The sequence below is a fragment of the Klebsiella sp. D5A genome (assembly GCF_001620885.1).
GTDB classification, from domain to species: domain Bacteria; phylum Pseudomonadota; class Gammaproteobacteria; order Enterobacterales; family Enterobacteriaceae; genus Klebsiella; species Klebsiella variicola.
In genome coordinates this window covers 391,821-417,574 of the sequence record NZ_LOAR01000004.1, presented here as the reverse complement: position 1 = coordinate 417,574, position 25,754 = coordinate 391,821, and the positions used below count along the sequence as shown (strand labels likewise).

Genomic DNA, 25,754 nt, shown 5'->3' with positions numbered 1-25,754 from the left:
GACACGACACTTAAGGGTACTGTATGAAGAAGACGATTCTGGCTCTCTCTTTACTCGTGGGAATGAGCAGCACGGCCAGCGTGTTTGCTGCTCTGCCGCAGAGCATTCGCATTGGCACTGACGCGACCTATGCGCCATTTTCGTCGAAAGACGCAAAAGGGGACTTTGTTGGTTTTGATATCGATTTAGGCAACGAACTGTGCTCCCGAATTAAGGTGAAATGTACCTGGGTCGGCAGTGATTTTGACTCTCTGATCCCCTCCCTCAAGGCGAAGAAAATTGACGCCATCATCTCTTCGCTCTCCATTACCGAGAAGCGTCAGCAAGAGATCGCTTTCTCTGACAAGCTTTATGCCGCTGACTCGCGTCTGATCGCCGCCAAAGGGTCGCCGATCCAGCCGACGCTGGAGGCGCTGAAAGGCAAGCACGTCGGGGTGCTGCAAGGTTCGACTCAGGAAGCCTATGCTAACGACCGCTGGCGCAGCCAGGGCGTTGACGTGGTGGCTTACCAGAACCAGGACCTGATCTATTCAGATCTCGCAGCTGGCCGTCTGGATGCGGCGCTGCAGGATGAAGTCGCCGCCAGCGAAGGCTTCCTGAAACAGCCTGCCGGGAAAGATTTCGCCTTCGCCGGCCCGTCCGTTAAAGACAAAAAGTACTTTGGCGACGGCACCGGTATCGGCCTGCGTAAGGACGACGCCGAGCTGAAAGCCGCGTTTGATAAAGCGCTGGGCGAGATGCGCAAAGACGGCACCTACGACAAAATGGCGAAGAAATACTTCGATTTTAACGTGTACGGCGACTAAGACTGCTGCAGGCCCGCACAATAGGGTGGGCCTGCCGCCAGGTTCGTATCCATGCCCCAAAATGGTGCATCCAAACACGCTGCGGATCATTTCAGTGCAAAAGCAGCCATTTTTTTGGCTAAAAAATGCATAGTTAAGCGTTTCTGATGCAAAAAATCGGCCTTTCTGGTGCATAAATCTTTGCCCTTAAGGGGCGAATAATGGCACGATAACTGGCGTAAATAGTTCTAATAAACCCGTTAGAATGACAGTCTGTCGAGGATAGTTATGAAAAAACTGGCGTTGTCTCTCTCTTTAGCGCTGGCCCTTTCCAGCGTTTCCACAGTCTTTGCCGCCATTCCGCAAAAAATTCGTATTGGCACCGATCCGACTTATGCCCCCTTCGAATCGAAGAATGCGCAGGGAGAATTGGTCGGTTTTGATATCGATCTGGCAAAAGAGCTGTGTAAGCGTATTAATACCCAATGTACCTTTGTTGAAAACCCGCTGGATGCGCTGATCCCCTCCTTAAAAGCGAAGAAAATCGACGCGATTATGTCTTCGCTGTCGATTACCGAAAAGCGCCAGCAGGAAATTGCCTTCACCGACAAGCTGTACGCGGCAGATTCGCGTCTGGTGGTGAAAAAGGGCAGCCCGGTAACGCCGGATCTCGCCACCCTGAAGGGTAAGCGCGTGGGCGTGCTGCAGGGGACGACTCAGGAAACCTATGGCAATGAGCACTGGGCGCCGAAAGGTATCGAAATTGTCTCCTATCAGGGGCAGGACAATATCTATTCCGACCTGACCGCCGGCCGTATCGACGCCGCGTTCCAGGATGAGGTTGCGGCCAGCGAAGGGTTCCTGAAACAGCCAATCGGTAAAGATTACCAGTTTGGCGGCCCGTCAATTAAAGACGAGAAGCTGTTCGGCGTCGGTACCGGTATGGGGCTGCGTAAGGAAGACAACGAACTGCGTGAAGCGCTGAATAAGGCGTTTGCAGAGATGCGTAAGGACGGCACCTACGACAAACTGGCGAAAAAATACTTCGATTTTAACGTATACGGCGAATAATTCTCACGCCTCACCATTGCGTGCGTTTCGCGCGCAATGGTGAATGACAGACAGGGTAGGCAGCATGCTGTATGGGTTTTCACAGGTTATTTTGCAGGGTGCGCTCGTCACCCTGGAGCTTGCGCTCAGCTCGGTCGTTCTCGCCGTCCTGATAGGGCTGGCGGGCGCTGGCGCAAAGTTATCGAGCAACCGTCCTCTGGCGCTGGTATTTGAAGGCTATACCACACTGATTCGCGGCGTGCCCGATCTGGTGCTGATGCTGCTGATTTTCTATGGCCTGCAGATTGCGCTGAACAGCGTCACCGATGCGCTGGGCATGGCGCAGTTTGATATCGATCCGATGATCGCCGGGATTATTACCCTCGGCTTTATCTATGGCGCCTATTTTACGGAAACTTTCCGCGGCGCCTACCTTGCGGTGCCGAAGGGGCATATCGAAGCGGCTACCGCCTTTGGCTTTAGCGGCGGGCAGACGTTCCGGCGTATTCTGTTCCCGGCGATGATGCGCTACGCGCTGCCGGGGATCGGCAACAACTGGCAGGTTATTCTCAAGGCAACGGCGCTGGTCTCGCTGCTGGGGCTGGAGGATGTGGTCAAAGCCACGCAGCTGGCTGGGAAAAGCACCTGGCAGCCGTTCTATTTCGCCATCGTCTGCGGCCTGATTTATCTGGTGTTTACCACCCTTTCTAATGGCGTACTGCTGCTGCTCGAACGCCGCTATACCGTTGGCGTGAAGAGGGCTGACCTGTGATTGAAATTATTCAGGAGTACTGGAAATCACTGCTGTGGACCGACGGCTATCGCTTTACCGGCGTGGCGATTACCCTGTGGTTGCTGATCTCTTCGGTGGTGATGGGCGGCATTCTGGCGGTGTTTCTGGCCATTGGCCGCGTCTCGAGCAATAAATTTATCCAGTTCCCCATCTGGTTGTTCACTTACATCTTTCGCGGCACGCCGCTGTATGTACAACTGCTGGTTTTTTACTCCGGCATGTATACCCTGGAAATCGTCAAAGGCACGGAGCTGCTGAACGCTTTTTTCCGCAGCGGGCTAAACTGCACGGTGCTGGCGTTAACCCTGAATACCTGCGCCTATACCACTGAAATTTTCGCCGGGGCGATCCGCTCAGTACCTGCCGGAGAAATTGAAGCGGCACGGGCCTACGGCTTCTCGTCCGTCAAACTGTACCGCTGCATTATTCTGCCTTCCGCGCTGCGCATTGCGCTACCGGCCTACAGTAACGAAGTGATCCTGATGCTGCACTCCACCGCGCTGGCGTTTACCGCTACGGTGCCGGATCTGCTGAAAATCGCTCGCGATATTAACTCCGCGACCTATCAGCCGTTCACCGCCTTTGGCATCGCCGCGGTGCTCTATTTAATTATCTCGTATGTGCTGATTAGCTTGTTCCGTAAAGCGGAAAAGCGCTGGTTGCAGCATATCAAACCTTCTTCGACGCATTGAGAACGCCATGTCCGACAATAAATTAAACGTTATCGATCTGCACAAACGCTATGGGGAACACGAGGTGCTGAAGGGCGTCTCCCTGCAGGCGAAAGCCGGGGACGTTATCAGTATCATCGGTTCATCGGGTTCCGGAAAAAGTACCTTTTTGCGCTGCATTAACTTCCTTGAAAAACCGAGCGAAGGCACGATCGTCGTCAGTGGCCAGAATATTGGCCTGGTGCGGGATAAGGACGGCCAGCTGAAGGTGGCTGATAAGAACCAGCTGCGCCTGCTGCGCACCCGCCTGACCATGGTGTTCCAGCATTTCAATCTGTGGAGCCATATGACGGTGCTGGAGAACGTCATGGAGGCGCCGATTCAGGTGCTGGGCTTAAGCAAACAGGAAGCGCGCGATCGCGCGGTAAAATACCTGGCCAAGGTCGGGATTGACGAACGTCAGCAGGCGAAATACCCGGTGCATCTCTCCGGCGGCCAGCAGCAGCGTGTCTCGATTGCCCGCGCGCTGGCGATGGAGCCGGAAGTGCTGCTGTTTGATGAGCCAACGTCCGCTCTGGATCCGGAACTGGTGGGCGAAGTGTTGCGTATCATGCAGCAGCTGGCGGAAGAGGGAAAAACCATGGTGGTGGTGACCCACGAAATGGGCTTTGCCCGCCACGTCTCTTCGCATGTTATTTTCCTGCATCAGGGCAAAATTGAAGAAGAAGGCCATCCGGACGCGCTGTTTGGCGCGCCGAAAAGCCCGCGCCTGCAGCAGTTTCTGAAAGGGTCGCTGAAATAACCGGCTCACCCGGCGTCTGTAGGCGTCGGGTGAGCTTCCCGCTCCAGCCGATAGATCCAGTCATCGTAATCGATGCCGTTCAGATGATAGGCTTTCTCCAGCACCTGGGTGCGCACAAAGCCTTGTTTCTCCAGCAGGCGCGATGAGCCATGATTTTCACTCAGCACCCAGGCATTGATGGCCTGCACCCCCAGCGTGCTGAAACCATAATCGCAGATCGCGCGCAGCGCTTCGCTGGCATAGCCTCTTCCCTGAGCCTGCGGTAACAGGGCGTAGCCGACGTCAGCCTCGTGCGGATTTTTCGGACTGATGCGGAGCCCAATATCGCCCAGCGCGTCGCCGCGTTTATCACGCAAAACAAACACCCCGGGATCGGCACAGCGGCTGGCAAACACGCTGCGTAGCGCCGTCTCGCTTAACACTTCCCCCATAAAACGCATCACCAGCGGATCCTGGCGCAGGCGCAGAAAAAAGGGCCAGTCATCGGTAACAAAGCGGGTAAGCGAAAGGCGTGGTGTGGTGATGGTTGTCATAAAGCAGTCAATACGCAGAAAGAAAAGCCTACCTTAGCACTTTGCTTCGCCAGGTAACATCGGCAAACCGGCCGGCTGGCGGTGAATTCAGGCGATTAAGGGCGCTGGTTGTCCTGAATATGGCGATGCTGCAGCGCCAGGGGGAGGCCATCCAGGCGTGGAGCATGAGCCAGCAGAATGGAATCAGGAGGGCCAATGCTCCCCTGTGTCAGCCATTAACTCAGCACATCCTTTAGCGCTTCTTCCAGATCGTACCAGCGGAAGGCGAAGCCAGCGGCTTCCAGTCGCTTAGGCAGCGCGCGCTGGCCACCGAGTACCAGGACGGCAGACTCACCCATCAGCAGGCGAATAGCAGCGGCAGGAACGCGGAAAATGGCTGGTCGATTGAGCGCATGACCCAAGGCGTGGGCGAACTGTTCGTTATGCACCGGGTAGGGAGAAACCATATTGAACGGACCGCGTAGATCGTTATCCAGCAGCCACAGAATGCCGTTAACCATATCGTCGATATGGATCCAGGCCAGATACTGTCTGCCGCTGCCGATAGGCCCACCGAGGCCGAGCTTAAAGGCGGGCGTCATTTTGCCGAGAATACCGCCCCGCGGGGCCAGTACCACGCCGGTGCGCAGCAGGCAGACGCGGGTACGTTCGCTTTGCGCTTCGCAGGCAATTTGCTCCCAGCGGGCGCAAAGCTTATGGGTAAACTCATTGTGCGGTGGTTCTTCTTCGGTCACCACCACCTCGCCGAGATCGCCGTAGTAGCCGGTGGCAGACCCGCTGATCAGCACGGAGGGAGGCGTGTCGCTGGCGTGGATCAGGCCCACCAGCCGCTGAGTGAGATCCCAGCGGCTATGGCACAAGCGTTGTTTCTGCTCGGCCGTCCAGCGTTTATCAGCTATGGGCTCACCTGCCAGATTAATAACGGCATCAATATCATTGAGGTGGTGATGGCCTTCGAAATCGCGCCACAGCGTGACGCGCGGATCGAGGCGGGCGCGGGCGCTATCCGGGTGCCGCGTGGAAACCGTGACGCTATGCCCCAGCTCCAGCAACCGGGGTATCAGATGTCGGCCAATCAGGCCGGTGCCACCCGTAAGCAGGATCTTCATACCACCTCCCTGACATCGTTATCGCCGCCAGCTCATGGTCATCGACACCGAGTCGGCATAGCGTAGCGCATGAAGTTTATCGATCTCCACTTCAGCATATGTGACCCAGTGATGTTCGCATGCGATATTCAGCACATCCTGAGTTAATTTTTCCAGCAACGAGAAACGGCCATTCTCAAGATGGCTGATGATGCGCTTGGTAATGGTGCGGTAGTTCAACGCATCATTGATGTCTTCGCTATCGCGCGCCTTATCGGCGGGATAGTGAATCGCCACATTCACCACCACGTCCTGGCGGTTGGCGATCTCTTCCTCTTTAATTCCAATAAAAGTACGCAGGCGCAGGTTCTTAATACGAATAATGGCGTCTGGTTGAGACATTGCAGGCTTCCTCCGTGTTGTAAGTTCTGCAATCATACAACAAAGCGCGACGGGCGAGCAGGGGGTTAATAAGGCTGAATTTTTAGCATCGCTTCAATGGTCGCCGGTCGCTGCTTAATGCGCTCATACCAGTTATGCACCGCCGGGTAGTTCGCCAGATCGATACGCTGTCGGACATGGTTGTTGACCCAGGGCCAGGCGGCAATATCGGCGATGCTGTAATGGTCGCCGCCAAGCCACGGACTGGCTTCGAGGCGGTGGTTGAGAACCCCGTACAGTCGCTGGGTTTCCACCTGAAAACGTTCAATGGCATAGGGCACCGTTTGCGGCGCCGAGTGGGCAAAATGCTGATTTTGTCCCAGCATCGGCCCAAGACCGCCGACCTGCCAGAATAGCCATTGCAGAGTAATATAGCGCTCCCGCAGCTCACCGCTCAGCAGCTTGCCGCTTTTCTCCGCCAGATAGAGCAGGATGGCGCCGGACTCGAAGACGCTCAACGGCGCCCCGCCATCGACAGGCATATGGTCGACAATCGCCGGGATTTTGTTATTCGGCGAAATCGCCAGAAACTGTGGATGAAACTGCTCCCCTTTGCCGATATCGACCCGAATTAGCCGATAGGCCAGCTGCGCCTCTTCGAGAAACAGGGTGATTTTGTGGCCGTTTGGGGTGGGTGCATAGTAGAGATCGATCATAATATTTCCCGCCGTCGTGGGTCGCAAACTGTTCGAGTATAGGTGAAGCTGCGCAACCCGGGTGGAAATCCGCGAGCGGCGCATCGGTCTGGAGGCAGCCACGTGATGCTGACGCGCGGACGAGCAGTGACATCCCCGGCAAGCCAGGCTATGTTGGCTTATTGTCCTGTCTACCATCCTTGAGGAAGCCATGAGCCAGCCTGTGATTACCCTGTGGTCCGATGCCGATTTTTTCTCACCGTATGTGATGTCTGTCTATGTCGCCCTGCAGGAAAAGAGCCTGCCTTTTAGCCTTAAAACCGTCGACCTGAACCGCGGCGAACATCTGCAGGCCGGCTGGACGGGCTATACCGCCACCCGTCGCGTACCGCTGCTGGAGGTTGATGATTTCGCGCTGAGCGAGTCCTCGGCGATTACCGAGTATCTGGATGAGCGTTTCGCCCCGCCGGAGTGGGAGCGCATTTACCCGCATGATCTGCAAAAACGCGCCCGCGCCCGGCAGATCCAGGCCTGGCTGCGCAGCGATCTGGTGCCGATTCGTGAAGAGCGATCGACCGCCGTGGTGTTTGGCGGGGCGAAAATGCCGGCCCTCAGCGAGGCAGGCAAGCAATCTGCGGAAAAACTGTTTACCACCGCCGCCATGCTACTGGCCCACGGCGGGCAAAATTTATTTGGCGAATGGTCCATTGCCGACGCCGACCTGGCGCTGATGCTCAATCGTCTGGTTCTCAATGGCGATGAGGTGCCGGAGACGCTGGCCGATTATGCGACTTTTCAGTGGCAACGGGCCTCAATCCAGCGTTACGCCGCGCTTTCCGCCAAACGCGCAGGCTGATCGCCCGCCGCGCTTCCGCTATCATAGTGGCATTGTAACCAGTGGAGATGGAATCTATGAAACTGATGTTTGCCTCCGATATTCACGGTTCGCTGCCCGCTACGGAACGCGTGCTTGAACGGTTCGCGCAAAGCGGCGCCAGGTGGCTTATTATTCTCGGCGATGTGCTCAATCACGGGCCACGCAATGCGCTGCCGGAAGGGTATGCGCCGGCGGAGGTGGCCGAGCGGCTTAACAGCGTGGCGGAGCGCATTATTGCCGTTCGCGGCAATTGCGACAGCGAAGTGGATCAGATGCTACTTCGTTTTCCCATGACCGCGCCCTGGCAACAGGTGCTCAGCGAACGCTACCGCCTGTTTCTGACCCATGGCCATCTTTATAGCCCGGAAAATTTGCCGCCGCTGGACGCTGGCGATGTTCTGGCTTACGGCCATACTCATATTCCGGTTGCGGAAAAACGCGGTGCGATCTACCTGTTTAACCCTGGCTCAGTGAGTATCCCGAAAGGGGGATATTCCGCCAGCTATGGGCTGCTGGATCAGGGGCGTCTGCAGGTTTTAGCACTCAATGATAATCAGGTTATTGCAGAGGTCGCAATTTACCCGTAATTTAGCCCTCAATCATAAAGACGCGCCGCGAGAGCGCTTTCAAAGTAAGGTTTCCTGATGGCGGAACAGAATCATTTGGCAAGCACAGAATGGGTCGATATTGTTAATGAAAACAATGAGGTGATAGCACAATCCAGCCGCGAGCAGATGCGCGCGCAGTGCCTGCGTCACCGGGCGACCTATATCGTCGTTCACGACGGAATGGGAAAAATTCTGGTGCAGCGACGCACCGAGACAAAAGACTTTCATCCGGGCATGCTGGATGCCACCGCCGGAGGCGTCGTTCAGGCCGATGAGCAACTGCTGGAGTCTGCCCGTCGCGAGGCCGAAGAAGAGTTAGGCATCGCGGGAGTACCGTTTGCCGATCACGGTCAGTTTTACTACGAAGATAAGTTCTGTCGCGTCTGGGGAAGCCTGTTCAGCTGCGTCTCGCATGGGCCATTTGCGCTGCAGGAAGAAGAGGTCAGCGAGGTGTGTTGGTTAACGCCGGAAGAGATCACCGCCCGCTGCGATGAATTCACGCCGGACTCGCTGAAAGCGCTGGCGCTGTGGATGACCCGTAACGCGGGTAATGAGTATGATGACGCGGAAGAGGGCGAGTAATACCGCAATCGCGCAGCAGCAACAGCTGCTCGCCTCCTGACGAAAAAAGGCAGCCATCTGGCTGCCTTTTGCTTTTATCTCAGCGGGGAATTACTTCTGCTGCTGAGCTGACTGGATCGCGGTCAGAGCGATGGTATAGACGATATCGTCAACCAGGGCGCCACGAGACAGGTCGTTGACCGGCTTGCGCATACCCTGCAGCATCGGCCCGATGGAGATCAGGTCGGCAGAGCGCTGTACCGCTTTGTACGTGGTGTTACCGGTGTTCAGATCCGGGAAGATGAACACGGTCGCGCGGCCAGCAACCGGCGAATTCGGCGCTTTGGATTTCGCCACGTCAGCCATGACGGCGGCGTCGTACTGCAGCGGGCCATCGATCATCAGGTCAGGACGTTTTTCCTGCGCCAGACGGGTCGCTTCGCGGACTTTCTCAACATCGCTACCCGCGCCGGAGGTACCGGTGGAGTAGGAGAGCATCGCTACGCGCGGTTCGATACCGAAAGCAATGGCGGAGTCAGCGGACTGAATGGCGATTTCCGCCAGCTGTTCTGCCGTCGGATCCGGGTTGATCGCGCAGTCGCCGTAGACATAAACCTGTTCCGGCAGCAGCATGAAGAATACGGAAGAGACCAGCGAGCTGCCCGGTGCGGTTTTGATCAGCTGCAGCGGCGGACGAATGGTGTTGGCGGTGGTGTGAACCGCGCCGGACACCAGGCCGTCGACTTCGTCTTGTTCCAGCATCAGGGTGCCGAGAACCACGTTGTCTTCCAGCTGCTCGCGAGCGACGGCTTCGGTCATGCCCTTGCTCTTACGCAGTTCGACCAGGCGAGCCACGTAGCTTTCGCGAACCACTTCCGGGTCGACGATTTCGATACCCGCGCCCAGCTCAACGCCCTGCGCTGCGGCAACGCGGTTGATCTCATCCGGGTTACCCAGCAGCACACAGGTGGCGATGCCACGTTCCGCACAGATAGCGGCGGCTTTCACGGTACGCGGTTCGTCGCCTTCCGGCAGGACAACGCGTTTGCCGGCTTTGCGCGCCAGCTCGGTCAGCTGGTAGCGGAAGGCTGGCGGGGAGAGACGGCGGCTGCGCTCGGAGGTCGCGGTCAGCGATTCGATCCAGTCGGCGTTGATGTAGTTGGCCACGTATTCCTGAACTTTCTCGATGCGCTCGTGATCGTCAACCGGTACTTCGAGGTTGAAGCTCTGCAGGCTCAGGGAGGTCTGCCAGGTATTGGTATTGACCATAAACACCGGCAGGCCGGTGGCGAAGGCACGTTCGCACAGCTTGCTGATGCGCGCGTCCATTTCATAGCCGCCGGTCAGCAGGATGGCGCCGATTTCCACGCCGTTCATCGCGGCCAGGCAGGCAGCGACCAGCACGTCAGGACGATCTGCCGAGGTGACCAGCAGCGAGCCTGCACGGAAGTGCTCCAGCATGTGTGGGATGCTGCGCGCGCAGAAGGTCACGGATTTCACGCGGCGGGTGTTGATATCGCCTTCGTTGATGATGGTGGCATTCAGGTGATGCGCCATGTCGATCGCGCGGGTGGCGATCAGATCGAAGCTCCACGGCACCGCGCCCAGTACTGGCAGGGAGCTGCCTTTCTGCAGCTGAGCCGGGTCGATCTTCACGACTTTCGCTTTCGACGAGTCGTCGAAGATTTCGGACAGGTCAGGACGGGTACGGCCCTGCTCGTCGACCGGTGCATTCAGTTTGTTGACGATAACGCCGGTAATGCTGGTGTTTTTCGCGCCGCCAAAGCTGTTGCGGGTCAGTTCAATACGCTCGTTCAGCTGCTCTGGCGTATCGGTGCCCTGCGACATCACGAAGACGATTTCCGCGTTCAGCGTTTTGGCGATTTCAAAGTTCAGCGCCTGCGCGAACTGATGCTTACGGGTCGGCACCAGGCCTTCCACCAGTACTACTTCCGCATCCTGAGTGTTCGCGTGATAGTTGGCGATGATCTCTTCCATCAGCACATCTTTCTGATTGCTGGAGAGCAGAGATTCAACGTGGTTCATCTTCAGCGGTTCAGCGGCGGTGGTCGTGGAGGAGCTGGCGCGAACGATGGTGGTGGTCTGGTCTGGCGCATCGCCACCGGAGCGCGGTTGGGCGATTGGTTTAAAGACGCTCAGACGAACGCCTTTGCGTTCCATAGCACGGATCACACCGAGGCTGACGCTGGTCAGGCCTACGCTGGTACCGGTAGGAATTAACATGATAGTACGGGACACGGTATATCCTCTTTCGTTACCGCCAGTATCAGGCGGGATACAAAACAGCACCACCAGCTACCCGTCATACTTCAAGTTGCATGCGCGTTGGCTCTACTTGCTCACCCCGGTCGCGTACGCTGTGTACGTGACCGGGGATTTGCTGCGTCGCCGCCTTCCTGCAGCTCGAATTATTGAAGGTTATGGCTGGCGGTGTGGAATTAAGCGGTCAGACGGCTGGCGTCTTGCGCGATGACCAGTTCTTCGTTGGTCGGGATAACCACGGCAGGACGGGTGCCTTCTTTGTTGATGAAGCCAGACTTGCCGAAACGGGCAGCCAGGTTACGTTCGTGGTCAACTTCGAAGCCCAGGACGCCCAGTTTGCCCAGCGACAGTTCACGCACCATCGCGGCGTTTTCACCGATACCGCCGGTGAAGATAACGGCGTCGAGACGACCGTCCATCAGCGCGGTGTAGGAGCCGATGTATTTCGCCAGGCGGTGGCAGTAGACGTCCATCGCGCGTTTAGCGTCGGCTTTTTCCTGGTAGTTGTCTTCCACGTAGCGGCAGTCGCTGGTGACTTCGGTCAGACCCAGCAGGCCGGACTCTTTGGTCAGCATTTTGTTGATCGCGTCAACGCTCATGCCCAGGGTGTCGTGCAGATGGAAGATGATTGCCGGGTCGATGTCGCCGGAGCGGGTACCCATCACCAGACCTTCCAGCGGCGTCAGCCCCATAGAGGTATCAACGCATTTACCGTTACGGATAGCGGAAACAGAACCACCGTTGCCGAGGTGGCAGGTGATGATGTTCAGCTCTTCCACCGGCTTGTTCAGGATCTTAGCGGCTTCCTGAGTCACATAGAAGTGGCTGGTGCCGTGCGCGCCGTAACGACGAACGCCATGCTCTTTGTACAGGCTGTACGGCAGGGCGTAGAGATAGGATTCTTCCGGCATGGTCTGGTGGAACGCCGTATCGAATACGGCCACGTTTTTGTCTTTCAGATGCGGGAAGGATTTCAGCGCTTCAGCGATGCCGATCAGGTGTGCCGGGTTGTGCAGCGGTGCGAAAGACGCTGCGTCTTTAATACCCTGAATCACAGACTCGTCGATCACCACGGAGCTGGTGTATTTTTCACCGCCGTGTACGATACGGTGGCCGATTGCGGTCAGCTGAGCAGACAGTTCTGGTTTTTGTGCCAGAATAGTGTTAACGATAAAGTTCAGTGCTTCACTGTGCGCGGCACCGGCGCCTAATTCAGCTTCTTGCTTGCCGCCGTCAATTTTCCATTTGATACGGGCTTCCGGCAGGTGGAAGCATTCCGCTAAACCGGACAGATATTCGTCGCCGTTAACGGCATCAAGGATAGCAAATTTCAGAGAGGAGCTACCGCAGTTCAGAACCAGTACTAACTTACTCGACATGGAAGTACCTTTTTATGATACGTGGCTAAAAAAACGTCAGTGTGTCATTAGCGTAGCGCAGGATGACCTCGACATTTATGATTAACATCATGCCTTGTTCTGTTTTCGGGCACGATGAGAGAAGTACATTTGATTTTATGCCATTTTGCATAATTTTCAGCCAATGGCAGAATATGCGATAATTTGACTAGCCTGGCAAAAGAGTCTATCCGCCCTTTCAGGCGGGCACAGGATACCTGATTGCGGCATCCTTTGCCAAAATCTTTTGAACGATGTCATGCATAGTTGGTGTTTTGCACGAATTTTTTAAGTTTTATATGTAAAGTTGAGGTAAAGCCATGTCGACCCCTGAGAAACGCCCCGTTAGCTTCTTTAGCTTGTTCAACCGCGGGCAGCATTACGCAAAGACCTGGCCTCTCGACAAGCGCCTCGCGCCGGTGTTTATCGAAAACCGCATTATTCGTGCCACCCGCTATGCTATCCGTATCATGCCGCCGATCGCCATTTTTACGCTGTGCTGGCAGATAGCCCTGGGCGGCCAGCTGGGTCCCGCTGTCGCCACCGCGCTGTTTGCCCTGAGCCTGCCGATGCAGGGATTATGGTGGTTGGGTAAGCGTTCGGTGACGCCGCTGCCGCCCTCCATTCTTAACTGGTTTTACGAAGTGCGCGGCAAACTGCAGGAGGCGGGGCAGGCGCTGGCGCCGGTCGAAGGCAAGCCCGATTATCAGGCGCTGGCTGACACGCTTAAGCGCGCCTTCAAACAACTGGATAAAACTTTCCTTGATGATTTGTAATTCACTACGGAAAACGCATATAAAAGAAGGCGCATGATTTATGCGCCTTCTTTATTTCACGCCCTACCGTGCTACAGGAGTCACAACATGGAAATGACCAATGCGCAGCGTCTGATTTTATCCAATCAGTACAAAATGATGACGATGCTCGACCCGGACAATGCGGAACGCTACCGTCGTCTGCAGACCATCATTGAGCGTGGGTATGGGCTGCAGATGCGCGAACTGGACCGCGAGTTTGGCCAGCTGACGGAAGAAACCTGCCGTACCGTTATCGATATCATGGAGATGTACCACGCGCTACATGTCTCCTGGACCAACCTGAAAGACGCGGCGGGTATCGACGAGCGTCGGGTTACCTTCCTCGGATTTGATGCCGCCACCGAAGCGCGTTTTCTCGGCTATGTACGCTTTATGGTCAATATTGAAGGCCGCTACAGCCATTTTGACGCCGGCACTCATGGCTTTAACTCGCAGACCCCGATGTGGGAGAAATATCAGCGGATGCTGAGCGTCTGGCACGCCTGTCCGCGCCAGTATCACCTGAGCAGTAATGAAATTAACCAAATTATCAATGCCTGAGGGAGGTGCCCGTGCAGTGTAAAGGTTTCCTGTTCGATTTAGACGGGACGCTGGTGGATTCCTTGCCGGTGGTGGAGCGTTCATGGTGTAAGTGGGGCGATCGTTTCGCCATTGACCATGATGAAATTCTCAGTTTTATTCACGGCAAGCAGGCCATTACCTCTATTCGCCATTTTATGCCGGGTCGTAGCGAGGAGGATATCCAGGCCGAATTCCGCTTCCTCGAGCAGATTGAAGCCACTGATATCGAGGGCATTGTCGCTCTGCCGGGGGCGTTAACCCTGCTGAGTACCCTCAATGAGGCTGGGATCCCATGGGCGATTGTCACTTCCGGGTCGGTGCCGGTTGCCCACGCGCGTCATCGCGCGGCAGGCCTGCCGATGCCGGAGGTCTTCATCACCGCTGAGCAGGTAAAACACGGAAAACCGGCGCCGGACGCCTATCTGCTGGGCGCCGAGCGGCTGGGACTACCGGCCGATCAGTGCGCGGTGGTAGAAGATGCGCCGGCGGGGTTGCTCTCCGGCCTGGCGGCGGGGTGTCGCACCATCGCGGTCAACGTGCCTGCCGATGCCCCTCGACTGGATGAAGCCGACCTCGTGCTGAGTAGCCTGGACGATCTGGTGATCGAACGCCAGGCGGACGGCTATGTTAATGTGCGTCTTAAAGCGTAAACGTATGATTTCGCCCCGCGTTGCCGGGGCTTTTTTATGCCACTATGTCGACTCCCACTTGTGACAAGGAAACGTTGTGAACGGTGAATTGATTTGGGTTTTATCCCTTCTGGCTATCGCGGTTGTGCTGTTTGCTACCGGCAAGGTGCGCATGGATGCTATCGCCCTGATGGTCATTGTCGCCTTCGTCCTCAGCGGCACGCTGACGCTGAATGAAGCCTTTTCCGGGTTCAGCGATCCTAACGTGATCCTGATTGCCGCCCTGTTTATTATCGGTGATGGCCTGGTGCGTACCGGGGTGGCCACCAAGATGGGGGCGTGGCTGGTGAGTGTGGCGGGCAACAGCGAAACCAAGATGCTGGTTTACCTGATGCTCACCGTCGCCGGGCTGGGTGCGTTTATGAGTTCAACCGGGGTGGTCGCCATTTTCATTCCGGTAGTGCTCAGCGTGTCGGCGCGGATGAATACCTCTCCCTCGCGGCTGATGATGCCGCTGAGCTTTGCCGGACTTATCAGCGGGATGATGACCCTGGTCGCAACGCCCCCCAACCTGGTCGTCAACAGTGAACTGCTGCGCGAAGGGCTGCACGGCTTCAGTTTTTTCAGCGTCACGCCGATTGGCCTGGTGGTGCTGATCCTGGGCATCGTCTATATGCTGGCGGTGCGCTTTATGCTGAAGACAGAGAATGGCGAATCCGCGCGTGATGGCCGTAAAAGAAGCACCTTCCGCGATCTGATCCGCGAATATCACCTCACTGGCCGCGCCCGCCGGCTGGCGATCCGTCCTGGTTCGCCGATGATCGGCCAGCGTCTTGATGATTTAAAACTGCGTGAGCGGTACTGTGCCAACGTCATCGGCGTCGAACGCTGGCGGCGGTTCCGTCGGGTGATTGTTAACGTCAACGGGGTATCGGAATTCCGCGCCCGCGACGTCCTGCTGATCGATATGTCCGCCTCCGATGTCGACTTACGCCAGTTCTGTGGTGAGCAGATGCTCGAGCCGATGGTGCTGCGCGGCGAGTATTTTGCCGATCAGGCGCTGGATGTGGGCATGGCGGAGGTGTCGCTGATCCCGGATTCGGAGATGATTGGGAAAACGGTGCGTGAGATAGCGTTCCGCACCCGGTTTGGTCTCAATATCGTCGGCATGAAGCGCGATGGCGAGGCGATGGATGGTTCCGTGGTCGATGAGCCGCTGCAGCTCGGCGATATCCTGCTGGTGGTCGGCAACTGGCGGCAAATTGCCCTGCTGGCGAAGCGTGGGCGTGATTTCGTGGTGCTCAATATGCCGGTTGAAGTGGATGACGCTTCGCCGGCACACAGCCAGGCTCCGCACGCGATTTTCTGTCTGGTGTTGATGGTAGCCCTGATGCTCACTGATGAAATTCCCAACCCGATTGCCGCGATCATCGCCTGCCTGCTGATGGGCAAATTCCGCTGCATCAACGCCGAAAGCGCCTATAAGGCGATCCACTGGCCAAGCATTATTTTGATTGTCGGGATGATGCCGTTTGCCCTGGCGTTGCAGAAAACCGGCGGGGTAGATCTGGTGGTCAAGGGACTGATGGACGTCGCCGGAAGCGAGGGGCCTTATCTGATGCTCGGCTGCCTGTTTGTAATGTGCGCAGCGATAGGCCTGTTCATCTCTAATACCGCGACCGCGGTCCTGATGGCGCCTATAGCCCTGGCAGCAGCGAAGTCAATGGGGGTGTCGCCCTATCCCTTCGCCATGGTGGTGGCGATGGCGGCTTCGGCGGCGTTTATGACTCCGGTTTCCTCGCCGGTCAACACCCTGGTGCTTGGCCCGGGTAAGTATTCCTTCAGCGACTTTGTGAAGATTGGCGTGCCCTTCACCGTACTGGTGATGGTGGTCTGCGTGCTGCTGATCCCGGTACTGTTTCCGTTCTAAGGGGGTCAGGCCGGGTAGGGCGCAACCGCTGCCCGGCCTGAAAAATTACAGCGGCGAATCCTGGCTTATTTCATCCAGCGACAGCTGGAAGCTCGGGACAAACACCTGCATAAAGTAATCCATCTCCGCGCTACGCCGCGACGCCAGCGTCTTTTCCAGACGGCCTTTGGCCAGCAGAAATTCGTTGTTACCCGCAGACAGCTCTTCGAGGCACTTCAGGTAGGCGCAGAGGGCGTCAGCCTGTTTAACGATCGACTGCTCTTCCTCACTGTAGTGATGCTCATCAATCAGCGGCTCGAAAATATCGCGCAGCTCGTCAGGGACCATATCCACCAGCTTTTGCTGAGCAATTTTCTCAATCGCCTTATATTCCTGGGCAATCTGGGAGTTGAAATATTTCACCGGGGTAGGGAGGTCGCCAGTTAATACTTCGGAGGCGTCATGGTACATCGCCAGCAGGGCGATACGTTCGGCGTTGACCTGGCCGCCAAATTTACGGTTTTTAATTGCCGCCAGCGCATGGGCGACCATCGCCACCTGCAGACTGTGTTCGGAGACATTTTCGGTGCGCACGTTGCGCATCAGCGGCCAGCGGTTAATCAGTTTCAGGCGGGAGAGGTGGGCAAAGAAATGACTCTGACTCATAGGAACCCTTAATCAGTGACAACATCGGGTTCCATTGTGCGCAGGGATCGCCGCCGGATGCAAATGCCGGCGGCGTAGCGATTAAAGCTGGTGGTAGCCGGAGAGGAAGCGGCCAAAGCGGGAGATCGCCATCTCCAGGTCGTCTTCACGAGGCAGCGTCACAATGCGCACATGATCCGGCCACGGCCAGTTGAACGCGGTACCCTGCACCAGCAGGACTTTCTCCTGCAACAGGAAGTCGAGCACCATTTTCTGGTCGTCGTGAATATTGAAGCGTTTGGCATCGATTTTCGGGAACATATACAACGCGCCTTTTGGCTTCATGCAGGAGACACCCGGAATATCGTTGATCAGCTCCCAGGCGCGGTTGCGTTGTTCATACAGGCGCCCGCCGGGAATGATGAATTCGCTGATACTCTGGTAGCCGCCCAGCGCCGTCTGGATAGCATGTTGTGCCGGCACGTTGGCGCACAGACGCATCGACGCCAGCATCTCCAGGCCTTCGATATAGCCCTTCGCGTGTTTTTTCGGGCCATTCAGCACCATCCACCCCTGACGGAAACCGGCAACACGGTAGGTTTTCGACAGTCCGTTGAAGGTCACGGTCAGCAGATCTGGCGCCAGAGCAGCAATCGAGTGATGCTGGGCTTCGTCGTAGAGGATCTTATCGTAGATCTCATCGGCGAAAATAATCAGGTTATGCTGCCGGGCGATCTCGACGATCTCCTGCAGCAGTTCTTTGGAATAGACCGCGCCGGTGGGGTTGTTGGGGTTAATGATCACGATCCCGCGGGTGCGCGGCGTGATTTTTGCGCGGATATCGTCAAGATCCGGGAACCAGTCAGCGGATTCGTCACACAGATAGTGGACCGCTTTGCCACTGGAAAGCGACACCGCCGCCGTCCACAGTGGGTAGTCCGGCGCGGGAACCAGCATCTCATCGCCGCTGTTTAACAGCGCCTGCATCGCCTGCACAATCAGTTCGGACACGCCGTTGCCGATGTAAATATCTTCTACCGTGACATCACGCATTCCCCGGGCCTGGTAATGCTGCATGATGGCTTTGCGCGCCGAATACAACCCTTTCGAATCGCAGTAACCCTGGGCAGTAGGCAGATTGCGGATGACGTCGACGAGGATCTCGTCAGGGGCCTCGAAGCCGAATGGCGCCGGGTTGCCGATGTTCAGTTTCAGAACTTTATTGCCTTCTTCCTCAAGACGTTTCGCTTCTTTCAGAACCGGGCCACGGATGTCGTAACAGACGTTCTCTAACTTGCTGGATTTTTCGATGGGGGACATGAATCTTGACCTTTTAGCTGTTATCGCCACTCCCTGCCGTGGAAGTCAGCACGGAACAATGTACTCCGCATCCCCGCTGTTTTGAAGGCTTTGCAGGAGAAGATTTTGCTAACGCAGGATTTTAAGCGTAATTGATTTATCTGCCGCTTACGGTTTTAGGTTGTAGGTTATACCTGCTTATGATGCTTTTTTTGGTCGTATATGTAGACCATATGCCTTTTTTGCCATCATTTATCTGGTTTGTTTGTGTGACGAAGGGGCGAACGAAGAATGTTGGCAGACTAAACAACGCTATCCTTAATACAATAGGGACTGATTTGTAATTTTGATGTTAAATAATATCAATAAAAAACAGTCCGCGGGGGCATTATTATTATTTTTGACAGGTAATAATCTGAGGTTTGTTAATTTATATAAAACGTTGAAAAAAATTTAAAATTATCTGAGTTAATCCTTATTTAGGCTTATAAAAAGGGCGGGAATCGGTTAGAATATCGCCGTTAATATCAGTGATAGCCGGTAAGCACTCCGGTTGGATTGATGTTTAATATATTGTTATTACAGGATTTTATTGTTCATTCTTCCCTGTGTGAACGCGCGGTGGAAGAGAGACTTTCTCACCACCACTGGCCGCTTTTCCGGAGCGACGCATGACACCTGGCTGGCCGTGGTAATAAATAACAATGAGAAATACGAACAATATATTACTCCGTGGTTCTGCGCATTTGCCCAGACGAGTACTTTGGCATGTAATAACGTTCGTCCAGTTGTTTATCCGCCATCTGACGGTGAGCACGAGGCTCAGGGAATAGCCGGAAACCTGGCGTAAAGCATCAACAAGGCAGGTCAGCGTTAGCCACCTGTAAGTGAAGAAAGATGATTAATACAACACGTCCGATACTCAACCTTGATCTCGATCTGCTGCGCACCTTTGTGGCGGTCGCTGATTTGAACACCTTCGCCGCCGCCGCCGCCGCAGTGTGTCGTACCCAGTCCGCGGTCAGCCAGCAAATGCAACGCCTGGAGCAGCTGGTCGGCAAAGAGCTTTTCGCCCGTCACGGGCGTAATAAACTGCTGACTGAGCAAGGCATCCAGCTACTGGGCTATGCCCGCAAGATCCTGCGTTTTAACGATGAAGCCTGCATGTCGCTGATGTATGGCAGCCTGCAAGGTGGATTGACCATCGGCGCGTCGGAAGAAACGGCCGATACCATCCTGCCGTTTTTATTAAACCGCATCGGCTGCTTCTATCCCAGAATGACGCTGGAGATCAAAGTGCATCCCCATGCCGCCATCATGGCGATGCTGGCCGAGGGGCGGGTGGATCTGGCGCTGACCACCCATCAGCCTCCCGGCTTTACCTCTTTCATCCTGAGAACGTCACCGACCCTCTGGTACTGTGCGGCGGAATATGTGCTGGCGAAAGGGGAGTCTATTCCCCTGATCCTGCTCGAAGAGCCAGGTCCATTCCGCCAGGATATTATTGCCGCGCTGGAGGCGGCCCGCGTCCCATGGCATCTGGCCCATGGCGCTTCGTCTCTCTCCGGGGTGAAAGCGGCGGTCAAAGCCGGGCTGGGCGTCACCGCGCGACCCGTCGAAATGATGAGCCCCGATTTGCGCGTGGCTGGCATCAGCGATGGATTGCCTGGCCTGCCGGATACCCGGTATGTGGTCAGTTGCAATCCGCAGACGGTGAGCGAGCTGCCGCAGGTGATTTTTCAGTCACTGAGTCAGGAGAGCGACCCCTGGCGAACGGGGCCGGCACTTACTCCGCAAGAGGGAGATAACACCTTCATTTTGTGAGGGCAATTTTCTAACAAACATCACAAAAACTGGTAACAGAATGTAAGTGAGCAAAAAGAGCCTCAGGGGAGGGTTTCCCGCCTGGTGGCTCTTTTTTTTGCACTATTATTGATGTTTTGAAAGTTTTTTTTATTTCTTTCCTGAAAAATCAGCGTATTGGCGTGACCGGGCGCTCACCTTGTCGACTTTTCCCTGCACTTTCAACACTTCCTGCTAATGTTAAAAAACCGGACGGATTGTTGCCGATTTCCTGGGGTAATTAACAAAACCGTGTCACAGATCAAGAAAATACCCCTCTTTGGGGGGAGGAATCGAGGCTAAATCCTGTCAAAATAGAAGGGATTTTTGATTTACGACGGAAACGGACACGATTCAACAACACTAAAACCGAACAGTATGCAAGGTTATTTCGCATAAAAGGGCATTTAATGTTAATGAAAAGATTCCAATGTAAATTAATGTTATGAAAACTTTTGTTAAAGTTGACAAAAGGTTAAAGAAAGGGGTAAAAAGCCACGGCATCTGGGCTTCTCACATCAACCAGGGACGCTTTTTTGCACGGTTTTTTTTATTCCTCCCGTGAAACGCTGTGGCGTTCATCTGCCAGTAAGAGCAGAGGGTTTTGGCGCTACACTTTTTTGGTTAAGCAATGCGTATGTCAACATCCACTGAAGTCATCGCTCATCATTGGGCATTCGCTATATTTCTCATCATCGCTATCGGCCTGTGCTGCCTCATGCTCGTCGGCGGCTGGTACCTTGGCGGTCGCGCGCGCGCGCGTAGCAAAAACACGCCGTTTGAATCGGGGATCGACTCCGTTGGTTCGGCCCGCTTACGTCTTTCTGCGAAGTTTTATCTGGTTGCCATGTTCTTCGTTATCTTCGACGTGGAAGCCCTGTATCTCTACGCATGGTCGACTTCTATCCGCGAGAGCGGCTGGGTCGGCTTTGTGGAAGCCGCAATTTTCATTTTAGTGCTACTGGCTGGTCTGGTTTATCTCGTTCGCATCGGCGCACTGGACTGGACGCCTGCGCGTTCCCGTCGCACGCTGGTTAACCCGGAAACAGACAGTCCCACTAACCGTCATATGCAGTAAAAGCGAGGCAATAAGATGGATTATACGCTCACCCGCATAGATCCTAACGGTGAGAACGACCGTTACCCCCTGCAGAAACAGGAGATCGTCACCGACCCCCTGGAGCAGGAAGTCAATAAAAGCGTGTATATGGGGAAACTCGAGCACGCGCTGCATGACATGGTGAACTGGGGCCGTAAGAACTCAATTTGGCCGTATAACTTCGGCCTTTCTTGCTGTTATGTGGAAATGGTGACGTCATTCACTGCGGTGCATGACGTTGCGCGTTTTGGGGCAGAAGTTCTGCGCGCCTCTCCGCGTCAGGCGGACCTGATGGTGGTCGCTGGAACCTGCTTTACCAAAATGGCGCCGGTTATTCAGCGTCTGTACGATCAGATGCTGGAGCCGAAGTGGGTGATCTCCATGGGCGCCTGCGCTAACTCCGGCGGCATGTACGACATCTATTCCGTCGTCCAGGGCGTGGATAAATTCATTCCGGTCGATGTGTACATCCCGGGCTGCCCGCCGCGTCCAGAGGCCTATATGCAGGCGCTGATGCTGCTGCAGGAGTCCATTGGTAAAGAACGTCGTCCGCTCTCATGGGTGGTTGGCGATCAGGGCGTTTATCGCGCCAATATGCAGTCGGAACGCGAGCGTAAACGCGGCGAACGTATTGCAGTGACCAATCTGCGGACGCCGGACGAGATTTAATTTGCGCCTGCGGGCGGGAGTACCACTTCGCAAATCAATCTACAACAACGCGAAGTCTCGCCCGGCAGTCACCACGGACCTTTTGCAATGGTGAACAATATGACCGATTTAACCGCGCATGACGCCGCACCAGCCTGGCAAACCCGCGATCACCTTGATGACCCGGTGATCGGCGAACTGCGCAACCGCTTTGGGCCGGATGCCTTTACCGTTCAGCCAACCCGCACCGGCGTACCGGTGGTGTGGGTGAAGCGTGAGCAACTGCTTGAGGTGGGTGATTTCCTGAAGAAATTGCCGAAGCCTTACGTGATGTTGTTTGACCTGCACGGCATGGACGAACGTCTGCGCACCCACCGCGATGGCCTGCCCGCCGCGGATTTTTCCGTTTTCTATCATCTGATTTCTATCGACCGCAACCGCGACATCATGCTCAAGGTGGCGCTGTCTGAAAATGATCTGCATCTGCCGACTTTCACCAAACTGTTCCCCAACGCCAACTGGTATGAGCGTGAAACCTGGGAAATGTTTGGCATGACCTTCGATGGCCACCCGAACCTGCGCCGTATCATGATGCCGCCGACCTGGGAAGGCCACCCGCTGCGTAAAGACTATCCGGCGCGCGCTACCGAATTCGATCCGTTTGAGCTGACCAAAGCCAAGCAGGATCTGGAGATGGAAGCGTTGACCTTCAAACCGGAAGAGTGGGGCATGAAGCGCAGCACCGACAACGAGGACTTCATGTTCCTCAACCTCGGTCCGAACCACCCGTCGGCCCACGGTGCATTCCGTATTATTCTGCAGCTGGATGGCGAAGAGATCGTCGACTGCGTACCGGACATCGGTTATCACCACCGCGGCGCCGAGAAGATGGGCGAGCGTCAGTCCTGGCACAGCTACATCCCGTATACCGACCGTATTGAATACCTCGGCGGCTGCGTCAACGAGATGCCGTACGTGCTGGCGGTGGAAAAACTGGCCGGGATCACCGTGCCGGATCGCGTGAATGTGATCCGCGTGATGCTCTCCGAACTGTTCCGCATCAACAGCCACCTGCTGTATATCTCGACCTTTATTCAGGACGTCGGCGCGATGACGCCGGTCTTCTTCGCCTTTACCGATCGGCAGAAAATTTACGATCTGGTGGAAGCGATTACCGGGTTCCGTATGCACCCGGCGTGGTTCCGCATCGGCGGTGTCGCGCACGATCTGCCGCGTGGCTGGGATCGCCTGCTGCGGGAATTCCTCGAGTGGATGCCGAAGCGTCTGGATTCTTACGAGAAAGCCGCGCTGCGCAACACTATTCTGAAAGGCCGTTCCGTCGGCGTGGCAGCCTATACCGCCAAAGAGGCGCTGGAGTGGGGCACCACCGGCGCAGGCCTGCGCGCCACCGGTATCGGCTTCGACGTGCGTAAATGGCGTCCTTATTCTGGCTATGAAAACTTCGACTTCGAAGTCCCGACCGGGGGCGGCGTCTCTGACTGCTACACCCGCGTGATGCTGAAAGTCGAAGAGCTGCGCCAGAGCCTGCGCATTCTTCAGCAGTGCCTCGATAACATGCCGGAAGGCCCGTTCAAAGCGGATCACCCGCTGACCACGCCGCCGCCGAAAGAGCGCACGCTGCAGCATATCGAAACCCTGATCACCCACTTCCTGCAGGTATCGTGGGGCCCGGTGATGCCGGCCAACGAATCCTTCCAGATGATTGAGGCGACCAAAGGGATTAACAGTTACTACCTGACCAGCGACGGCAGCACCATGAGCTACCGTACCCGCGTGCGTACGCCGAGCTTTGCGCATCTGCAGCAGATCCCGTCGGCGATCCGCGGCAGCCTGGTATCCGACCTGATCGTCTATCTGGGTAGTATCGATTTTGTTATGTCAGACGTGGACCGCTAATTATGCACGAGAATCAACAACCACAAACCGAGGCTTTTGAGCTGAGTGCGGCTGAGCGTGAGGCTATTGAGCACGAGAAGCACCACTACGAAGACCCGCGTGCGGCGTCCATCGAAGCGCTGAAAATTGTCCAGAAACAGCGCGGCTGGGTGCCGGATGGGGCGATCTATGCGATCGCCGATGTGCTGGGGATCCCGGCCAGTGACGTCGAAGGCGTGGCAACATTTTACAGCCAGATTTTCCGTCAGCCGGTTGGCCGTCACGTGATCCGCTACTGCGACAGCGTGGTGTGCCATATCACCGGTTATCAAGGTATTCAGGCTGCGATTGAGAAGAAGCTCAATATCAAGCCAGGGCAGACCACCTTCGATGGCCGCTTCACGCTGCTGCCGACCTGTTGCCTGGGCAACTGCGACAAGGGACCGACCATGATGATTGATGAGGATACTCACAGTCATCTGACGCCGGAGGCAATTCCTGACCTGCTGGAGCAGTACAAATGAAAACCGTAATTCGTACTGCGGAAACGCATCCGCTCACCTGGCGTCTGCGCGACGACAAGCAGCCGGTATGGCTGGACGAATATCGCAGCAAAAACGGTTACGAAGGGGCACGTAAAGCCCTGACCGGGATGGCGCCGGATGAGATTGTCACGGCGGTAAAAGACGCTGGCCTGAAAGGGCGCGGCGGCGCGGGCTTCTCCACGGGTCTGAAGTGGAGCCTGATGCCGAAAGACGAATCCATGAACATCCGTTACCTGCTGTGTAACGCCGATGAAATGGAGCCGGGCACCTATAAAGACCGTCTGCTGATGGAGCAGTTGCCGCACCTGCTGGTGGAAGGCATGCTGATCTCCGCGTTTGCGCTGAAAGCGTACCGCGGCTACATCTTCCTGCGCGGCGAATATATCGAAGCGGCCCAGCATCTGCGTCGTGCGATTGCCGAAGCCACTGAAGCGGGCCTGTTGGGGAAAAACATCCTTGGCACCGGGTTTGACTTCGAACTGTTTGTCCACACCGGGGCAGGGCGCTATATCTGCGGTGAAGAGACGGCGCTGATCAACTCCCTGGAAGGCCGGCGTGCTAACCCGCGCTCCAAGCCGCCGTTCCCGGCGAGCTCCGGCGTGTGGGGCAAGCCGACTTGCGTCAACAACGTGGAAACCCTGTGCAACGTGCCGGCGATCCTCGCCAACGGCGTCGAGTGGTACCAGAACATTTCCACCAGCAAAGATGCTGGCACCAAGCTGATGGGCTTCTCCGGCCGGGTGAAGAATCCGGGCGTCTGGGAGCTGCCGTTCGGCACCACCGCGCGTGAGATCCTCGAAGATTACGCCGGCGGCATGCGCGATGGCCTGAAGTTTAAAGCCTGGCAGCCGGGTGGGGCAGGGACCGACTTCCTGACCGAAGCGCATCTTGACCTGCCGATGGAGTTCGAAAGCATTGGTAAAGCGGGCAGCCGTCTGGGCACCTCGCTGGCGATGGCCGTTGACCATGAGATCAATATGGTCTCGCTGGTGCGTAACCTCGAAGAGTTCTTTGCCCGCGAGTCCTGCGGCTGGTGTACGCCGTGCCGTGATGGTCTGCCGTGGAGCGTGAAGATCCTGCGCGCCCTGGAGCGCGGCGAAGGCCAGCCTGGCGATATCGAAACGCTTGAGCAACTGTGTCGATTCCTGGGCCCGGGTAAAACCTTCTGCGCGCACGCGCCGGGCGCAGTCGAACCGCTACAGAGCGCGATTAAATATTTCCGCGAAGAATTCGAGGCTGGCATTAAGCAGCAGTTCAGCAATACCCATGCAATCAACGGGATTCAGCCGAACCTGCTTAAGACGCGCTGGTAATCAAAGGTTTTTTATTTTTGGAAGCA

The 25,754-nt window shown here is 56.1% G+C and carries 27 protein-coding genes; 19 read left to right on the top strand and 8 right to left on the bottom strand.

Annotation, left to right across the window (positions count from 1 at the left end; all coding sequences use genetic code 11):
* Positions 1-23 precede the first annotated feature (23 nt).
* The 5 genes from argT (at position 24) to hisP (ending at position 4,101) form a co-directional block, all read left to right on the top strand.
* Complete coding sequence (argT, locus tag AS136_RS07790) at positions 24-806, top strand: lysine/arginine/ornithine ABC transporter substrate-binding protein ArgT (RefSeq protein ID WP_002913210.1); 783 nt, start codon at positions 24-26, stop codon at positions 804-806.
* Between the two features lie 267 nt (positions 807-1,073).
* Positions 1,074-1,856, top strand: a complete 783-nt coding sequence (hisJ, locus tag AS136_RS07785; protein WP_002913209.1) for a histidine ABC transporter substrate-binding protein HisJ — start codon at positions 1,074-1,076, stop codon at positions 1,854-1,856.
* A 64-nt stretch (positions 1,857-1,920) separates the two neighbouring features.
* Positions 1,921-2,607, top strand: a complete 687-nt coding sequence (locus AS136_RS07780) for a histidine ABC transporter permease HisQ (protein WP_004201769.1) — start codon at positions 1,921-1,923, stop codon at positions 2,605-2,607.
* Positions 2,604-3,320, top strand: a complete 717-nt coding sequence (gene hisM / locus AS136_RS07775) for a histidine ABC transporter permease HisM (RefSeq protein ID WP_002913207.1) — start codon at positions 2,604-2,606, stop codon at positions 3,318-3,320. Before AS136_RS07780 ends, hisM begins: the two co-directional genes overlap by 4 nt.
* Before the next feature lie 7 nt (positions 3,321-3,327).
* Complete coding sequence (gene hisP, locus AS136_RS07770; RefSeq protein WP_008803931.1) at positions 3,328-4,101, top strand: histidine ABC transporter ATP-binding protein HisP; 774 nt, start codon at positions 3,328-3,330, stop codon at positions 4,099-4,101.
* A gap of 5 nt (positions 4,102-4,106) precedes the next feature.
* Here hisP and AS136_RS07765 read toward each other — a convergent pair whose 3' ends face one another.
* Positions 4,107-4,634: a GNAT family N-acetyltransferase gene (locus AS136_RS07765; RefSeq protein ID WP_008803932.1), complete on the bottom strand. Its 528-nt coding sequence runs from the start codon at positions 4,632-4,634 to the stop codon at positions 4,107-4,109.
* A 119-nt stretch (positions 4,635-4,753) separates the two neighbouring features.
* Here AS136_RS07765 and AS136_RS28585 point away from each other — a divergent pair, with 119 nt between their 5' ends.
* Positions 4,754-4,870: a hypothetical protein gene (locus tag AS136_RS28585; protein ID WP_162822962.1), complete on the top strand. Its 117-nt coding sequence runs from the start codon at positions 4,754-4,756 to the stop codon at positions 4,868-4,870.
* Here the strand turns inward: AS136_RS28585 and AS136_RS07760 are convergent.
* The 3 genes from AS136_RS07760 to yfcG all read right to left on the bottom strand — a co-directional run bounded on the left by AS136_RS07760 (position 4,850) and on the right by yfcG (position 6,819).
* Complete coding sequence (locus tag AS136_RS07760) at positions 4,850-5,743, bottom strand: TIGR01777 family oxidoreductase (protein WP_022066031.1); 894 nt, start codon at positions 5,741-5,743, stop codon at positions 4,850-4,852. The two genes, AS136_RS28585 and AS136_RS07760, sit on opposite strands and share 21 nt — an antisense overlap.
* Before the next feature lie 18 nt (positions 5,744-5,761).
* Positions 5,762-6,124 carry a dihydroneopterin triphosphate 2'-epimerase gene (gene folX, locus AS136_RS07755; protein ID WP_002913200.1) on the bottom strand — a complete coding sequence of 121 codons (363 nt, stop codon included), beginning with the start codon at positions 6,122-6,124 and terminating at the stop codon, positions 5,762-5,764.
* A 65-nt stretch (positions 6,125-6,189) separates the two neighbouring features.
* Positions 6,190-6,819, bottom strand: a complete 630-nt coding sequence (gene yfcG, locus AS136_RS07750; RefSeq protein ID WP_012967506.1) for a GSH-dependent disulfide bond oxidoreductase — start codon at positions 6,817-6,819, stop codon at positions 6,190-6,192.
* A gap of 190 nt (positions 6,820-7,009) precedes the next feature.
* Between yfcG and yfcF the strand changes: the two genes are divergently transcribed.
* Genes yfcF through yfcD form a run of 3 tightly spaced genes read left to right on the top strand, consistent with a single transcriptional unit; the run spans position 7,010 to position 8,865 of the window.
* Positions 7,010-7,654 (top strand): glutathione transferase, encoded by a 645-nt coding sequence (yfcF, locus tag AS136_RS07745; RefSeq protein ID WP_022066032.1) that lies wholly within the window; start codon positions 7,010-7,012, stop codon positions 7,652-7,654.
* Positions 7,655-7,710: 56 nt separating this feature from the next.
* Positions 7,711-8,262, top strand: coding sequence for a phosphodiesterase (gene yfcE / locus AS136_RS07740; RefSeq protein ID WP_012967508.1), 552 nt, complete (start codon positions 7,711-7,713; stop codon positions 8,260-8,262).
* Between the two features lie 57 nt (positions 8,263-8,319).
* Positions 8,320-8,865, top strand: a complete 546-nt coding sequence (gene yfcD / locus AS136_RS07735) for an NUDIX hydrolase YfcD (protein WP_012540981.1) — start codon at positions 8,320-8,322, stop codon at positions 8,863-8,865.
* A 90-nt stretch (positions 8,866-8,955) separates the two neighbouring features.
* Here yfcD and pta read toward each other — a convergent pair whose 3' ends face one another.
* Together pta and ackA are read right to left on the bottom strand one after the other, a co-directional pair.
* Complete coding sequence (gene pta, locus AS136_RS07730; RefSeq protein ID WP_012967509.1) at positions 8,956-11,103, bottom strand: phosphate acetyltransferase; 2,148 nt, start codon at positions 11,101-11,103, stop codon at positions 8,956-8,958.
* A 200-nt stretch (positions 11,104-11,303) separates the two neighbouring features.
* Positions 11,304-12,506 (bottom strand): acetate kinase, encoded by a 1,203-nt coding sequence (ackA, locus tag AS136_RS07725; protein WP_008803940.1) that lies wholly within the window; start codon positions 12,504-12,506, stop codon positions 11,304-11,306.
* Positions 12,507-12,844: 338 nt separating this feature from the next.
* Between ackA and yfbV the strand changes: the two genes are divergently transcribed.
* The 4 genes from yfbV (at position 12,845) to AS136_RS07705 (ending at position 16,462) form a co-directional block, all read left to right on the top strand.
* The gene (gene yfbV, locus AS136_RS07720; protein WP_002913194.1) at positions 12,845-13,300 is read left to right on the top strand and encodes a terminus macrodomain insulation protein YfbV; all 456 of its coding nucleotides are present in this window, start codon (positions 12,845-12,847) and stop codon (positions 13,298-13,300) included.
* 87 nt (positions 13,301-13,387) lie between these two features.
* Entirely contained in the window at positions 13,388-13,882 is a 495-nt protein-coding gene (locus tag AS136_RS07715) for a YfbU family protein (RefSeq protein ID WP_012540982.1), read from the top strand.
* 11 nt (positions 13,883-13,893) lie between these two features.
* Positions 13,894-14,553, top strand: a complete 660-nt coding sequence (locus AS136_RS07710; protein WP_008803942.1) for a sugar phosphatase — start codon at positions 13,894-13,896, stop codon at positions 14,551-14,553.
* A gap of 76 nt (positions 14,554-14,629) precedes the next feature.
* Positions 14,630-16,462: an SLC13 family permease gene (locus AS136_RS07705; protein ID WP_008803943.1), complete on the top strand. Its 1,833-nt coding sequence runs from the start codon at positions 14,630-14,632 to the stop codon at positions 16,460-16,462.
* A 45-nt stretch (positions 16,463-16,507) separates the two neighbouring features.
* On the opposite strand, the gene yfbR is transcribed toward AS136_RS07705, so the two are convergent.
* Both yfbR and alaA read right to left on the bottom strand, forming a co-directional pair.
* The gene (gene yfbR / locus AS136_RS07700; protein WP_002913188.1) at positions 16,508-17,107 is read right to left on the bottom strand and encodes a 5'-deoxynucleotidase; all 600 of its coding nucleotides are present in this window, start codon (positions 17,105-17,107) and stop codon (positions 16,508-16,510) included.
* Positions 17,108-17,188: 81 nt separating this feature from the next.
* Complete coding sequence (gene alaA / locus AS136_RS07695) at positions 17,189-18,406, bottom strand: alanine transaminase AlaA (RefSeq protein ID WP_008803944.1); 1,218 nt, start codon at positions 18,404-18,406, stop codon at positions 17,189-17,191.
* Between the two features lie 876 nt (positions 18,407-19,282).
* Between alaA and AS136_RS07690 the strand changes: the two genes are divergently transcribed.
* The 6 genes from AS136_RS07690 (at position 19,283) to nuoF (ending at position 25,728) form a co-directional block, all read left to right on the top strand.
* The gene (locus tag AS136_RS07690) at positions 19,283-20,209 is read left to right on the top strand and encodes a LysR family transcriptional regulator (RefSeq protein ID WP_008803945.1); all 927 of its coding nucleotides are present in this window, start codon (positions 19,283-19,285) and stop codon (positions 20,207-20,209) included.
* A 649-nt stretch (positions 20,210-20,858) separates the two neighbouring features.
* Positions 20,859-21,305, top strand: coding sequence for an NADH-quinone oxidoreductase subunit NuoA (gene nuoA, locus AS136_RS07685; protein WP_002913181.1), 447 nt, complete (start codon positions 20,859-20,861; stop codon positions 21,303-21,305).
* A 15-nt stretch (positions 21,306-21,320) separates the two neighbouring features.
* Positions 21,321-21,995: an NADH-quinone oxidoreductase subunit NuoB gene (gene nuoB, locus AS136_RS07680; protein WP_002913178.1), complete on the top strand. Its 675-nt coding sequence runs from the start codon at positions 21,321-21,323 to the stop codon at positions 21,993-21,995.
* Between the two features lie 87 nt (positions 21,996-22,082).
* The gene (nuoC, locus tag AS136_RS07675; RefSeq protein WP_008803946.1) at positions 22,083-23,891 is read left to right on the top strand and encodes an NADH-quinone oxidoreductase subunit C/D; all 1,809 of its coding nucleotides are present in this window, start codon (positions 22,083-22,085) and stop codon (positions 23,889-23,891) included.
* A gap of 2 nt (positions 23,892-23,893) precedes the next feature.
* Positions 23,894-24,394 (top strand): NADH-quinone oxidoreductase subunit NuoE, encoded by a 501-nt coding sequence (nuoE, locus tag AS136_RS07670; RefSeq protein ID WP_002913160.1) that lies wholly within the window; start codon positions 23,894-23,896, stop codon positions 24,392-24,394.
* Positions 24,391-25,728: an NADH-quinone oxidoreductase subunit NuoF gene (nuoF, locus tag AS136_RS07665; RefSeq protein ID WP_002913158.1), complete on the top strand. Its 1,338-nt coding sequence runs from the start codon at positions 24,391-24,393 to the stop codon at positions 25,726-25,728. The genes nuoE and nuoF overlap by 4 nt, the downstream gene beginning before the upstream one ends.
* Positions 25,729-25,754: the final 26 nt, after the last annotated feature.